Source organism: Spirosoma endbachense (genome assembly GCF_010233585.1).
In the GTDB taxonomy this organism is placed as follows: domain Bacteria; phylum Bacteroidota; class Bacteroidia; order Cytophagales; family Spirosomataceae; genus Spirosoma; species Spirosoma endbachense.
In genome coordinates this window covers 4,279,489-4,294,319 of record NZ_CP045997.1, presented here as the reverse complement: position 1 = coordinate 4,294,319, position 14,831 = coordinate 4,279,489, and the positions used below count along the sequence as shown (strand labels likewise).

Here is a 14,831-nt window from a genome sequence, read left to right as displayed (position 1 = left end):
AGATTTCCATTCTAAAACCGTCAGATGAACGAATTCTTACTAGTGATCCACCGGGATTTGACCAGCCAGGACGCCAGACCATCACAGGAGCAAATACAAGCCTCAGTCAAACCCTTTCAGAACTGGATCAATGGATTGGCAGCCAAAAATATTCTGGTCAAGCCACCTCAGCGCTGGGATGTAGGAGGTCGTGTTATTAGAAAAGACAATGTTGTTACGACTGGGCCTTATGCTGAAGTAAATAAATCGATCGGCGGGATACTCATGATCAGAGCCATTGATTATGAAGAAGCAATTGACATTGCCAAAGGCTGTCCACTCATTCAATGGGGTGCTGTGGTAGAAGTTCGAATGGCAATGCCGACTATGTAGCTCTTTCACCGCCTACAACAGGCTTGTTCGTGCCGAATCGCTGCTTTTTAGAAAACCATACAAACACGTTCAGGCAGGGACACGCGCATTTTTTTCTTCAACAAAAGTCAGGCTAATCCGCACACCATTATGCTGTCTGATGTCCAGAATACCTTCGATCTGTTCACTTAATCCACGTATCAAACTCATGCCAAGGGTTCGACTACGGCTCGGATTTAAATCGGCAGGAAACCCAACCCCATCATCACCAATAACAAGCCGGTAGGTTTTATTTTTATCTTCGATCAAATCAACGCAAAGTGTGCCAGCCCGACCATCCGGGAAAGCATACTTTAACGAGTTGGTTACTGCTTCATTGAGAATCAGCCCTAACGGAACAGCATACGTAACGTCGAGGTCGATTGGAGCAACGGTAATCTGTTTACGAACCGTATCAACCCGATTAAATGAGTTGATTAAATAATCGACAATTTCCTGAACGTAACTGACCATTGGAATGCTGGAAAGCCGGTCTGTTTGATAAAGTTTCTGGTGAATCAATGCCATCGCATGCACCCGGTTCTGGCTTTCCCGAATCGCGGATAATGCTTCCTTATCTTTGAGAAAGGACCCCTGTGAGTGAAGCAGGCTGGTGATGATCTGCAAGTTGTTCTTAACCCGGTGATGCATTTCCTTCAACATCCATTCTCGTTCTTCCAACAAATGGTCCTTATCGATCAGCAGTTGTTCTTTATCGATTAGCAGATTGTCCTTTTCCTGCACAATCCGTTCCAGATCATGATTTTTACGATTTATTTCGATCTGTTTAGTTTCCAGCAATTGGTTACTGTGCTGCTTGAGCAGGTAACGGTTGAATCCAAGACCCAGCAACAGGATTAACAATATGGTGCCAGCAATAATACCATTCCGTATGGTATTTGCCTGTTGCAATTGATTTTGCTGAAGCTGGCTCTGTTTGGTTAATAGTTGAATGGCTTGCTGCTTAAGTTTTATATTCTGGTCTTTTTTCTGCGATTCATATTGTATTTCCAGCTGAGCGATCTGCTGGCTTTTTGTGGCATTCAATAAGGAATCCTGTAAAGCTTCATAACGCTGGTAGTGCTGGATAGCTGCCTGATAATTGGCCTGGGATGAATCCAGTTTAAACCATAACAAATGATTTCTGGACAGGTCCTTTGTCGAGCCATTTTTCTGGCATTGCATCGCATTCAATTGAAGGTAGTAATGCGCCCGGCTAAATTGTTTGCTGGTGATCAGAAACCGGATGGCTGACTCATAAATTGGGGCACGCCCTACGCTCCCATCTCCTTTTTTTGCCAGCAGATCAAGTACCTGATCGCAATACGAGTGCGCCAGCTTAAACTGGTTCAATTCCGCGTAAATATCCAGAAATAGAGGAGCAACAATGAGCTTACTTTCTGCCGTTGTTGGCGGATATTGCTCAATCTGGCTTTTCAGAAATCGAAGCGCTTGCTGGGGCTTATTCTGGTGAAGCAGTAATTTGGCAATATTACTGGTTAAAGCGAGTACGTAGGGGGTTTCATGGAAGTGTCGGGCAATTCTCAGCGACTTTCGATAATAGTTGTTTGCCTGTTTAAACTGTCCAAGCGCGTAATAAGTAAGACCCAGTCGATTGTAAATGGTACAAAGCTGTATTGTACTGTCTTTTCGCTCCTCAGCAAGTTTAACAGCCAATAATCCATACGCTAACCCTTCCTTATAGTCACCTAATTTGGTCGAAACAAACCCCATAAGATCATAGATTCTTTCCAGATCAGTTCGCCCGAGCTGCTGGGATAAGGTAAGCGCATTCTGTAATTCAGCCAGGGCCACCGCATAATTTTCCTGTACCTGGTGGTGATCAGCCAGTTCCTTATACATATCGATCTGTTTGGCTTTATCCCCCGACCGCTGGAAAGCCAAAAGTGCTTTCTGGTAGCAGTCAATTTTATACGGAAGTTCATCCAGATCAAGCGTATATAAACGCGTCATTTCCAGATACAGAGCGCCAAGTAGCTGCCAGTAACCATACCTGGTAAACCGATCGATAGCCCGCTGAGCATACAGAATAGCGTGCCGATGATCTCCCTTTTCAAGCCAGGCCAGATAGGAACAAAAGTCCGCATTGGCCATCCCTTTTTGATAGGACAGCGACTGGCTCAGAGCACGGCTTTGCTGAATCATTAACAAGGCCGTATCCAGATCATGACTATGTTCGGCTGGTTTAAAAATATAATAGCGACTTAGGTTTAATAACGAATTTACCTGAATGGTATCGACCGTGTTCCGGCTCAGTATCTTTCGAATCGTACTTACCGGAGGGGATGAGGATTGTGATTCGGCAGATATGGCTGACAGGCACAAGACTACCAGAAAAATGAACTGCTTCATAGAAATCGTTTAGCAATGAATCAAGTTCATGGATTCTATCTTCTGGAAGAGCTTCTTCTTTTGAAGCGGGCAGGTTCAATACTGCAAACCAGATATTGATGCATGTAATCCATAGGTTACAGCGACTCTAAGAAACTGGAGATTCTCTATTTATTTGTCCTATTTTGGAGATAGACAATTCTTTATCAGCTGCTTAACACACCATTGACATAAATATATCTCTCTTTTTGGCCCGTAAAGCATTGTTTTTAGTAAACGAGTCGAATTCTTCCTGGTTGGCATGTCTGTTGACTGTATACGTTCAGCATTTCTTTCGTTCACCCAGCCTGCCCTCTCTGTTCATCAATTGATGGACTGCCATTGGTCTATGGGATCAGCTAAATGGATTCATTCCTAAATCCATTTAACCCGTTTATCCGAAAACTTTGACCCCTATGAATTCTACTCAAAATACCGCTTTCCCGATGATTGGATCATACTCAAAATCGGTAGAAATAATTGAGTTTGGTGATTTCACCTGCCCTCAGAGCAGGTCTATTAGAAAGCTGATCGATACGGTTTTAAGCCTGTTCACGAATCAGCTTAGCTATTCCTACCATCATTTTCCCATTCGCCAGGGAGATCAATCCCTGCTGGCTGCTGTTGCCGCCGAAGCCGCCCGGCGTCAGGGAAAATTTGTGCTAATGTCGCAGGGCTTATTTTCATTGACGTCAATCACCTGTTCCACCCTTTCGACCTTAGCCCTTCAGATAGGACTGGATCAGCAGCAGTTTTTTGACGACTTACTGGATGATCGACTATATGACCTGATTAAAGTCGACTGGAAGGCAGGAGTCAGTCTAGGCGTCAATGCTACTCCAACGGTGTTCGTGGGAGGTCAACAATTCCACGGCAAGCTGACCGTGGCTCGATTAGTGCCTATCATTCGTTCTCATTTACAGCAAATTGGAAAGCCAGCCTTAAGCTCGGTTGATAAAAATCAGGGTATTATTTACTGGAGTAACAACGAATTTGGCTAAGTTTCCTGTTCGCAATGCGTACTTAGTCAGGAGTCTGGCGGCTGAACTGTCAGTATTTTTCGGATACCCATTTTTTCCATTCGATATTCCAGCGTGGTCGGTTTTAAATTCAATAACTCGGCTGCGCCACCACTTCCCCGAATACGACCATTTGTCTGATTTAGAATGGCCAGAATGTATTCCCGTTCGGTTGCCTGTTGCATCTGTTTCATTTCTGACAGATCTCTGGGCAAGCTAACTGTCAGATTTTCAGGAAGTCTATTGCTTTTAGGCTGGCTAAGTGGAGGATTTGGCGCAAATAAACGCTTTTCCAATGGTCTCCCTAATACCAACGGTGTCTGCCCATTATTGAGAATAATGGCTTGTTCAATGACATTTTCTAACTCTCGAATATTACCCGGCCATGCGTAACTGGTTAACTCAGAAAGTGCCATGTCGCTGAATCCAAGAAATGACTTTCTTTGCTTTTGGGCCAATTTACGGGCAAAATAATGAGCGAGCAGTACGATATCACCCGGTCGTTCCCGTAAAGGGGGCAACGTAATGGGGAACGTGGCCAGTCGAAAAAAGAGATCCATGCGAAAACGACCTTCTGTTACCTCTACTTCCAGGTTCCGGTTTGTTGCCGCAATGACACGAACATCGGTTTTTATTGGTGCCTTACCCCCTATTCGCTCAATTTCTTTTTCCTGCAATACCCGCAGCAATTTTGCCTGTAATTCCAGGGGCAATTCACCAATCTCATCCAGAAATATGGTTCCTCCCTGAGCCAGTTCAAACTTGCCAATTCGCTTTTCAAAGGCTCCGGTAAATGACCCTTTCTCATGGCCAAATAATTCCGATTCGATCAGATTAGCGGGGAGTGTAGCGCAATTAACTTTGACCAATATCTTCTCTTTCCGAGACGATTGGTTATGAATGGCGCGCGCAATCAATTCTTTTCCAGTACCACTTTCTCCCATCACCAGCACGGTGGTATCGGTTGGCGCTACCTGGGTAACCAAATTAAAGACATGCAACAGGCTTTCACTTTTCCCAATAATCTCCTCAAAATTCACTAATGTTTTTACCTCTTCCTGTAAATAGGAATTCTCCTGTTTTAACTTATTGCTGAGTCGGGCAATCTCTTCATAAGCCATTACCCGTTCCAGGGTTAGTACTATTGGCTGTTCCAGACGCTCCAGCAACGCCTGATGCCGGGCTAGATAGGGTTCGGAATTTCGACTCAAAAAACCAATTATAAACAGCTCCCCATTGACCAGACGAAACGGCATCATCAGGACCGATTCGAACCGAAATGTTTTTACCAGGAGTTGAATAAATGGGTCTTGCTGGCATAAAGTACTTAATCCTTCCTGGTTGTAACGAACAGGTCCGTTTACTAACTGCTTACCCGGCGGCAGTAACTGGAAATCAACTTTAGCGTTAGTCATCTGCTGAATAGCCTGTAGGCTTAGCAGTTGATATTCCTCAAATCCAACCCTGTAATAATTATAACTATGCGTTGTACCCAGTCGCTGGTGGCGAATTGTTAAAAAGTCGAAAGGAATGTGTTGCTGCAGCAATTGGGTTATGGTCAATAGCCGTTTCTCCCACTCTGCTGTATCAGACAAAGCATTGGTAATGGCGATCTGGAGCGCTTTTTCTTCCCGCAGTTTTAGCTCGACACTGTGCGAATGCCGGTATCGCCCGATTTCGAGTGCGGTCAGGACATCCTTTTCCCGAAACGGTTTGACAATGTAACCGCTGGGCTGTGTTGCCTTCACCGCTTCCAGCACGCTCTGGTTGTCGTTGGCGGATATATAAATAAAAGGAATATTGATTTCTTCGAGTTGTTTTGCCAGATCGATACCGGTTTCCTTTCCTTTCAGGTAAATATCAAGCAGTACCATGTCGGGCACCTGCTGCGCCATCAGGGCCAGCGCTTTAGCTACCGAGTTAGCAATCCCGATCACCGGATATCCAGCATCCTGTAGAATGATGCTCAAATCATTGGCAATGATGTATTCATCCTCAACAATTAAAATCTTACAGGCCGATGTCGAGTTGATCGAAAGATTGGATGACGATTGCATAGTCTAAAACAGGTAGAGTTCTCCGAAAAACAGACTAATTTCTAGGACTTTCGCTTCGAGCCGTGCCACGGTTATTAGAAGTAGAATTAATAACCGTGGCACGGCTCGAAGCGAAAGTCCTAATTTCATAAACATGACAAGAACTATACCTCATCCTGTCCAGATTATAATAGACTAACTAACAAATCAGTAAAGTGCATAAGTCTAACCTTCTCACTCAATTAAAGGCTAATTTACTGTATTATGCGGTTGAAAATTAACGAAAACTGGTCCATTCCTCAACCGTTATTTCATTGGTCGTAATGAATTTAATGGGCAAGTTGCCTACGGACAACTGTGGGAAATCCAGTTTTTTGGAGATCTCCAGAATTAGAAATCGCGGTCATCCTTCCCATAAACAACGAAATTAAGTTGGTCAGGCAACATGACGGTGCCATCTTCCGGGACCCTATTCAGGCTTATTCCGAGTTCGATTCTGTAAAAAAACTGCATCGGCAAACGCCCTACCAGTTCAGCAGGCAACTAAACTTTGTTTTTTTGTTTGGGTTGACGTTCTAAAGGAATTCGTACTGATCCAATGAGTTTTCAGGAGCATATACGGCTTTATGAGCAAATGCTTCGGCACAATTACCTCTGTACTTTAGCCCGCCCGCATGAAGCCATTTTGAGCTTAAAAAATCACCATCAAGCAGGATCGGTTTAAGGAATTTGCATCGTCCAATTTTTTGGAGTTGCTCTCCGATTTGGAGTTATACAACCCTTTTCTTCGCAGGCTTTTAAGCAAAAACGGCCTTTAAACGCAATACTGACCCTTTTTGGTAACGCTATTGTCATGGCACGCGCTTTGAAAAGCTTTTATCATCCCTCATCGGGTCAATTTAAAACTAGCCAAAAAATTATGGATACAAACACTATCTCTCAACCAGTCAGTCCGGTTAACTATGCCGATGATTCCAATCTTGACCGGGGCACCAAAGCGTTTTTAAAAATTCTGAATTCCAGTGGTGGTCCACCGCTGGAGACTCTATCGCCCCAGGAAGCGCAGTTGGGCCTTGTTGAGGCTCAGGCATCCGTAGAAGTGGATATCTCAGGGATCCATGTTGTCCAAAAAACCATTACCAGTGACGGTTACTCCATCGACCTGCATATTGTTCGTCCGGCAGGAGTCACGGAAACACTACCCGTGTTTATGTTCATTCATGGTGGCGGATGGGTATTAGGCGACTTTCCAACCCACCAGCGGCTGGTGCGGGATCTGGTGGTACTCTCTGGCTTTGCCGCCGTTTTTGTGAACTATACCCGAACTTCAGAGGCACCCTTTCCACAAGCCATCAACGAAATCTACGCAGCGACCAGGTGGGTTGCCGAAAACGGCGCAGAAATCAACGTAGACGGCAGCCGATTGGCAGTGGTCGGTAACAGTGTCGGGGGTAATATGACTACCGTTACCACCCTGATGGCGAAGGAAAAAGGGGGGCCTGCCATTAAACTTCAGATTATGATGTGGCCCATTGTCGACGCAGATTTTGAAACGGATTCCTATCATCGCTTTGGTAAGGATCGTTTTTTAACAACTTCCCTGATGAAGTGGATGTATGATTTATACATCGCTGACCCTGAGCAACGCAAGGACATTCATGCTTCTCCGCTGCAAGCGTCGATTGAGCAACTGCGCGGTCTTCCACCCGCCCTGATTCAGGTAGCGGAGAATGATATTTTACGGGACGAAGGGGAAGCGTATGGCCGGAAGCTGGACGAAGCTGGCGTTGCCGTTACGACGGTTCGCTACAATGGCATGATCCATGACTTTGGGCTCCTGAACGGCTTGGCTACCCTACCCGCTGTTCGCTCGTTGGTTCTTCAGGCCGCTGCCGAACTCAAAAAGTACCTCGGCGACGGTCAATAATAGCACCTGTTCGTTTTCAAAAAACCGTCAAATTCAACCAATCATGTTAAAGCTAAATAATACGTTAATCGGAGCCCTTCTGGGCCTATTTTTCACTCTTATCTCAATTACTCAAGTGGAAGCACAAACCAAAAGTGTAAAGAATATCGTGTTGGTACACGGGGCCTTCGCCGACGGCTCTAGCTGGGCGAAAGTCATCCCCCTGTTACTAGCCAAAGGACTGAACGTCACGGCAGTACAAAATCCCCTCACCTCCTTGCAGGACGATGTGGCCGCTACCAAACGAGCCATTGCCCTCATGGATGGACCCGTGTTGCTGGTTGGGCATTCCTGGGCGGGTGTGGTCATTTCAGAAGCAGGCAATGACCCAAAAGTAGCTGGTCTTCTCTATGTGGCCGCTTTCGCCCCCGACAATGGGCAATCGTTAAGCGATGTGGCTAAAACATTTCCTCCCGGACCTGGTAATGATGAAGTCAGGCCCGATGCCGCTGGTTTTCTGTCGTTAACGCCCAAAGGTATTCATGAGGATTTTGCTCAGGATCTGCCCGAGTCGGAACGACGGGTCATTTTAGCCACTCAGGGCCAGTGGGCGGCAGTGGCACCGGGTGAGAAAATTGCCAAAGCTGCCTGGCGACAAAAGCCCGCCTGGTACATTGTTGCCAAAAGAGATCGAATGATCAATCCGGATCTGGAACGGGCTATGGCCAAAACTATAAAAGCAACGGCTATTGAGCTCGATGCCTGCCACATCCCGATGGTGTCTCAACCGAAGAAAGTGGCTTCATTTATTATCGAGGCCGCCAGCAATGTGAGCCGCAAGGAACTCGTCTCCAACTAGTTATTTAATTACCAAAGAAGTCAATAGACCATCTTTTCAACGTAGTGTAAGCTGGCCTATTGACTTCACTTACGAGTTTCGGGTTGTTTTTTGGCGGGAGTCTGTTGAACATGGTTCGGTAACGGTTTAGCCAACAAACTCCTCAACAACTCTAACAGGCCAGACTGTATAAGGGAATAATCGGGAGATCTCTTTGAATTTTTAACTGATTTGAATTATGGAACCACTAAACCTGGAAATGATCGATGCAGGCCCCATTCTGACAGATCTACGGTCAAGTATACAAACTTTCCATGTTTCAGGAACCGTATACCTGAGCCCTTTAAGCGCTGATACTGCTGGAAATCCGTCAGCAACGACGCTTGGTATGGAAGCCTTCGGTATTGGTGAATTTATTCTTCCTGAGCTGTTGCAGATTTTAGGTATTCGTAGTTTGACCTTAAGCCGTCAGCACGACCTGACTCCGCTGGCTAACCTTCCTTTTGACATGTCAAATGTTGCCAGTGAACGTTTCCTGTGGCATTATCTGCGGAACGATGCCGTGATCGGTGAACTTCGCGCGTTATTTCGGCATTGCCGTACGATTGCATTTGATAACTGGTCAAGCCTGATTGGCGCTTCAGACCTATGGAACGGATTGCTGATCGATGTCATCAAACCGATTGAAAAAAAAGACTTTGAGTTCATTTTCTATCTGGGTGATCCGCTCACGAAGCTTTCCTTTCAGGTCGACGAAGCGCTCGATATCATCAGCGACTTTTCGCTGTACGGCCAGGTCACTTTTGCCCTGGATGAAGAAGAGGCTGGTAAGCTCTGGATGGTCCTGAACGGAGTACGTGCCGACACGCCGGTTGCGCATCAAACAGCGCCTGATTTAAATCGAAAATATTTGTCTATTTTCAGAACCATGAAGGTCACGCGTTTGCTGATTTATTCTGCGACAAACGCAGTTCTGTTTGCGAAACAACAGCAATTTGTACTGGCCAGAAGGAAGGTTGCTCAAACGACAGAGATGGCAATGAATGCTCGTCAGAATTTTATTGCCGGTTTCAGTATAGGCTTACTGCTTCAACTTGACATGGCGCACTGTCTGGCGCTTGGTCTTGTCGTCTTTGAAATTTTAGGCGAGCAGAAAGTCTTCCTGAATAAGGAGAACCTGCTTGAATACATCGGTCAATGGATCAATGATCTGCAAAAACCTGAAACGATATACCTCTATCAGTGACTCGTCCTGAGATTACCTGATCCAGTAAACGAGCCAATACGTCACGTTCAGGTAGAACGAGTAACGGAACCGATTCACCAGCGAATGTGGCTTAGGTCAGCCGGTTCTTCTCGGGCTACTTTACGAAAAGAATTGCTTTTTTATTAACGTATAATACCTAGCGTTAGAGATTCATGAATAGGATTGCTTTCATTAAAACTCACGACAACAAGGCAGGATATTCCAGATGGATTTACTTGAATCTACGTAAGCTGAATCTTCATTGACTGATCCAGTTTTCCACATGCTATATGCTCTGGCAACGCTTTACTTTATTTCGTTAAAGTATCCGCCACTTGGCGAAATAAAGTGGATGCAGAAACGATAAAACTATATCAACTCTATGATATTCAGACAATTATCTAATTGGCATAGTGATTGCAACTCACTAAATAGCCTGAAGAAAAACCGAACTGAACGTTCTCATTCAGAAACAGTTTAGCCCTGGCAGTAATCAGCAAAAAACAGATGACTCTTGTTTTTCATGAATAACCAGAGGGCTCAACCTAAAACACTAATCCGATGAACACTTTATTTGATTTATTTAAATCGATCGTGGCTGGCAAACCCGTTAGCGAACCGGAAAATGATTCTTTAGCCTTTGCACTACCTAACCACCAGGAAGATGCAAGCCAGGGAGGTGAATTTTTAGACGATACAGTTTGGGAAAAAGATGAATCCCTGGATGCAGGGAACCAACCGGATTTTAGTCCAAATCTGGATCAATAAAGCAGAGCCGGCCTTGCTCAAAACACAAAATGAAATGAAAAGCGCTGGTACAGTCAAAAAACGGGTTGTTATTGTTGGCGGTGGATTTGCAGGGCTTAGTTTATGCCAGCAATTAGTCAACAATCCATTTTATGAGATTACATTGATCGATAAGAATAATTATAATTATTTCACTCCGCTGCTTTACCAGGTTGCAACCAGTTTTCTGGAACCATCCAGCATCAGTTATCCATTCCGAAAACTTTTTAGAGGGAAAAATCTAAACTTCAGAATGGCTACGCTCCTGAAGGTAAATACGGAGGCAAACACCTTGACTTTAACGGATGGCAGTGAAATGGGTTATGATATACTGATTTTTGCGGCCGGTTCCAAAACAAATTTCTTTGGCAGTGAAGGTTTTCGGCGGAATGCTTTTTCGCTAAAAGGCATTGATGATGCCCTGTACATGCGGAATGAGTTAATTAAAACACTTGAAGCTGCTTCGCTGGAAAATGATCCGCTTGTAAAGAAGCAGTTACTGACAATTGTTATCGCCGGAGGTGGGCCAACGGGTGTAGAAGTAGCAGGAATGCTCGCCGAAATGAAAGAGTATATTCTCAATAATGACTATCCGGGAATACAAAAGGATCTGGCCGAAATCTACGTTATCGATGCTTCTCCACATCTTTTGGCGCCGATGAGTGAAAAAACACACAAGGCGGCTTACAAAACCCTTGCTCATATGGGCGTTCACGTACTCCTGAACACCCGCGTAATGCTGTATGAAAATGATAAAGTGTATTTGTCTACTGGTGCGATAATCGAAGCCAAAACACTGCTTTGGGCTGCCGGGGTTATTGCGAATACGTTCGAAGGGATAGCAGAAAGCAGCATTGGGAAAGGACATAGACTGATCACCGACCAATACAATCGAATCCTTGGCTACGATAACCTGTATGCAATCGGCGATAACAGTATCCAGTTTACAGATCATGCATATCCGGAAGGGCACCCGCAACTCGCGCAACCGGCTATTCAGCAGGGTAAAGCGCTGGCCAGGAACTTGTTGTTGCTGGCAAAAGGAAAGCCCTTGAAACCTTTCAGCTACTTCGACAAAGGTGAAATGGCGATAATAGGCAGGAAACATGCCTATGCTGATCTGTTCAAGCATAAATTTCATTTAGGTGGGTTACTTGGCCTGACGAGCTGGTTGTTCATTCACTTAATTTCCCTGGTCAACTATACGAATATCATAAAAACCCTTTATAACTGGACCGTTGCTTACTTAACAAGAGACCAGGCTTTGCGGATGATTTTCCGCTCAGAAAACAGGGAAAACCGGGTGTCATGATGGGTCAAACAGGTTGTAGCCTGACGCTTGTTTCATTCGTTAAAAACCGTCTTCCACAGCATCTTTTAAAAACATTAAAACTTTTTTGAACAATGAAAACATTCCTGCTTAGCATCTTCTCTGAAAACAACTCAGATGAGGTTATGCGTATTCTCAACAATCTGAAAGAACGAAGGCTGATAACGCTTTCTGTACCAGCTTATGTCCCTGTAGCTTATAACATCAAACAATCGTTTGAAATCGATGATGAATCTGAGCTAAATCCACTACTGGTGCGGGATTAACTTCGTCAAATTGCTGAGTTGGCATTTTGGGCGTGAGGTCAAGTTCTTAAACCTGATCTCTGCGGGTTGGGGTACCTAACGGCGAGGTTTTTAGAATCGCCACGGCGAACCGTCGCATCGGCGAACCGTCGCATCGGCGAACCGTCCGCCCTGTGTCGGTTTTAAGAAACCCACACCTCATCATCCTACATCGTAAACAAACCTACACTACATCGATCTGCTTTACTGACGAATTCATAGATCAAGAGGTTTTAAACGGGTCGTCTTGGGTGACGTTTATAAAGTACAGTTAGCAACCAAAAGAATTATCGAAATGTCTTGGAAATGCCTGGCAACTGGGCAATTGCTCCACCTCCATAAGTGTTTCAAGCCTTAATAAGCGTTGGGTCGCTTTAAAGGAAATTGCTGCCCGTGTTATTGGATCAAATGGCAACCGATCACAGAATCTCCCATTTAGACTAGCGAATACAACAGATAACCAGCGCATTCAGAGTATGCTCATTCGTGGGTAATGTCTCGGATTTGTCTGTAATCAACCGCCATTTGGCAAAACTCAATTCTTAATTTTTAACTGTTGAACATCAATTAATTAGTGCTTAAAATGGAAAAACGACTGAATGTTTTCGAGAAGGGTCAAAGTGCCCTAAAATCACTTTTCGGCACCGGTGGCTACTTAAAAAAGTCACCGGTAGAAACCCAACTTCAGGAGCTGGTAGATGTCCGGGTTTCGCAGATAAACGGCTGTGCTTACTGCCTTGACATGCATTATAAGGAAGCCCGAGCAAAAGGTGAAACAGAACAACGTTTGTATGGATTGAGCACCTGGCGCGAAACGCCCTATTATTCTGAGCGGGAAAGAGCGGCCCTAGAGTGGGCTGAGGCCGTAACAAAATGTGATGTGCCCGATGCTGTTTATAGCCAGGCAAAAGCCCAGTTTTCTGATGAAGAGTTGATTGACCTGACGCTGGCTATAACAAATATTAACACCTGGAATCGAATTAATCTTGCTTTCCCCAATACACCAGGCAGTTATACGGTCGGGCAGTTTGGCTAAGAACATTGTGAACAATCGATTGTAGCAGAAGACAGCAAGAATGGTAGGCAAACCAGGCAGGGCGCATTGATGGCTCCCTTGTCTGGTTTGCCTTGTTTCCGTACTATGCCATCTAGGAAAGTACGATAAATTGTCGTGAGGTCAGGTCCTTAAACCTGACCTTTGCGATTTATAGAAACTGCATCCGATATATTTTGAGAATCGCCACAGCGAACCGTCGCATCAGCGAACCGTCGCATCGGCGAACCGTCCGCCCTGTGTCGGTTTTAAGAAACCCACACCACATCGACTGCTTTACTGGCTAATTCGCGGATCGATAAGGAAGCTCTAAAGTTGACTGTATTTCGTGTCTCTCCAGTTATTTGGCGAAATACAGTGGATAAATTTAGTCTACTTTCAGCATTATTCACTGATATACAGTCATTTACCTATATGGCACGCTGATTGTCTATTTATCAGTACATCTGAGGTTGAAATCAATTAAAATAAACTACCCCTCCGGCCTCAGATTGAAAAACTCAGCTGAAGTATAAGCATTGATTTTTGCTGTAAACGTAAAACAATCTTCCAAACTATTTTTAAACAAGTTAAATTATGAAAATCGTTGTAATTGGAGGTAGTGGACTCATTGGTTCGAAACTGGTAGACAGACTTCGCCGACTTGGGCATGAAACAATTGCCGCATCACCCGCATCGGGTGTCAATACGATTACCGGCGAAGGACTGGCTGAAGTGCTTAAAGACACGCAGGTCGTTGTAGATGTAGCAAATTCCCCTTCATTTGAAGACAAGGCGGTGCTGGAATTCTTCGAGACATCGGGGCGCAATCTGCTTGCCGCCGAAGAAGCTGCCGGTGTTAAACACCATGTTGCCCTGTCGGTTGTAGGAACGGAGCGCTTGTCAGAAAGTGGTTATTTCCGCGGAAAAATCGCTCAGGAGAAGTTGATAAGAGGATCTAAAATTCCTTATACAATTGTCCATTCAACGCAGTTTTTCGAGTTCCTGAGTGGCATTGCCCAATCGGGTACGATCGGGCAAACGGTCTTCCTTTCGCCTGCTTTTGTGCAGCCGATAGCCGCCGAAGATGTAGCGGCCGCCATGACTGACTTCACAGTGGGAGCCCCACTCAACGCTACCGTTGAAATCGCCGGGCCCGAACGGTTCCGTCTTTCCGATTTGGTACAGCAATATCTTAAGCTGGTCAATGATCCACGAACGGTATCACCCGACGTTCATGCCCGTTACTTTGGCGCTGAATTAACGAACCTGATGCTTATTCCCGGCGATAATCCACGGCTTGGTTCAATTGATTTCAAGAAATGGTTAAGTAAGCAGCTACAAAACGTATAGACCCATACGTTCACAACAAAATATTTCCAGTTGGTTTCTGTCCATCGTGACGAAGATGACGGGTGTCAGTTCGTCGAGGATGCTGTAAGGGGCGTGCACTTTCCACCCGTTCGTGCACGGGACAACCCACGTCGGCGCGGTGTCCCCGCGAAATCCGATCAGCAACACGATGATACAATGGACAGAAACTTTCTTAAACAGGTTTAACTGTTTTCCCCG

General features: G+C 45.1%; 12 protein-coding genes. 10 read left to right on the top strand and 2 right to left on the bottom strand.

Annotation, left to right across the window (positions count from 1 at the left end; all coding sequences use genetic code 11):
• Positions 1-24 precede the first annotated feature (24 nt).
• Positions 25-372, top strand: a complete 348-nt coding sequence (locus tag GJR95_RS17265) for a YciI family protein (RefSeq protein ID WP_162387051.1) — start codon at positions 25-27, stop codon at positions 370-372.
• Positions 373-441: 69 nt separating this feature from the next.
• On the opposite strand, the gene GJR95_RS17260 is transcribed toward GJR95_RS17265, so the two are convergent.
• Entirely contained in the window at positions 442-2,763 is a 2,322-nt protein-coding gene (locus tag GJR95_RS17260; protein ID WP_162387050.1) for a histidine kinase dimerization/phosphoacceptor domain -containing protein, read from the bottom strand.
• Positions 2,764-3,197: 434 nt separating this feature from the next.
• On the opposite strand from GJR95_RS17260, the gene GJR95_RS17255 reads away from it, so the two are divergent.
• Positions 3,198-3,782, top strand: a complete 585-nt coding sequence (locus tag GJR95_RS17255) for a DsbA family protein (RefSeq protein ID WP_162387049.1) — start codon at positions 3,198-3,200, stop codon at positions 3,780-3,782.
• A gap of 26 nt (positions 3,783-3,808) precedes the next feature.
• Here GJR95_RS17255 and GJR95_RS17250 read toward each other — a convergent pair whose 3' ends face one another.
• On the bottom strand, positions 3,809-5,857 hold the full coding sequence (locus tag GJR95_RS17250; RefSeq protein WP_198424852.1) for a sigma 54-interacting transcriptional regulator: 2,049 nt from the start codon (positions 5,855-5,857) through the stop codon (positions 3,809-3,811).
• Positions 5,858-6,755: 898 nt separating this feature from the next.
• Between GJR95_RS17250 and GJR95_RS17245 the strand changes: the two genes are divergently transcribed.
• The 8 genes from GJR95_RS17245 to GJR95_RS17210 all read left to right on the top strand — a co-directional run bounded on the left by GJR95_RS17245 (position 6,756) and on the right by GJR95_RS17210 (position 14,612).
• Positions 6,756-7,763: an alpha/beta hydrolase gene (locus GJR95_RS17245; RefSeq protein ID WP_162387048.1), complete on the top strand. Its 1,008-nt coding sequence runs from the start codon at positions 6,756-6,758 to the stop codon at positions 7,761-7,763.
• 115 nt (positions 7,764-7,878) lie between these two features.
• Positions 7,879-8,601: an alpha/beta hydrolase gene (locus tag GJR95_RS17240; protein WP_232541225.1), complete on the top strand. Its 723-nt coding sequence runs from the start codon at positions 7,879-7,881 to the stop codon at positions 8,599-8,601.
• Between the two features lie 217 nt (positions 8,602-8,818).
• Positions 8,819-9,826, top strand: coding sequence for a hypothetical protein (locus GJR95_RS17235; RefSeq protein WP_162387046.1), 1,008 nt, complete (start codon positions 8,819-8,821; stop codon positions 9,824-9,826).
• A gap of 561 nt (positions 9,827-10,387) precedes the next feature.
• Positions 10,388-10,594: a hypothetical protein gene (locus GJR95_RS17230; RefSeq protein WP_162387045.1), complete on the top strand. Its 207-nt coding sequence runs from the start codon at positions 10,388-10,390 to the stop codon at positions 10,592-10,594.
• Positions 10,595-10,628: 34 nt separating this feature from the next.
• On the top strand, positions 10,629-11,924 hold the full coding sequence (locus GJR95_RS17225) for an NAD(P)/FAD-dependent oxidoreductase (RefSeq protein ID WP_162387044.1): 1,296 nt from the start codon (positions 10,629-10,631) through the stop codon (positions 11,922-11,924).
• Between the two features lie 92 nt (positions 11,925-12,016).
• On the top strand, positions 12,017-12,208 hold the full coding sequence (locus GJR95_RS17220; protein WP_162387043.1) for a hypothetical protein: 192 nt from the start codon (positions 12,017-12,019) through the stop codon (positions 12,206-12,208).
• A 601-nt stretch (positions 12,209-12,809) separates the two neighbouring features.
• The gene (locus GJR95_RS17215; protein WP_162387042.1) at positions 12,810-13,262 is read left to right on the top strand and encodes a carboxymuconolactone decarboxylase family protein; all 453 of its coding nucleotides are present in this window, start codon (positions 12,810-12,812) and stop codon (positions 13,260-13,262) included.
• Positions 13,263-13,856: 594 nt separating this feature from the next.
• On the top strand, positions 13,857-14,612 hold the full coding sequence (locus GJR95_RS17210) for an SDR family oxidoreductase (RefSeq protein ID WP_162387041.1): 756 nt from the start codon (positions 13,857-13,859) through the stop codon (positions 14,610-14,612).
• Positions 14,613-14,831: the final 219 nt, after the last annotated feature.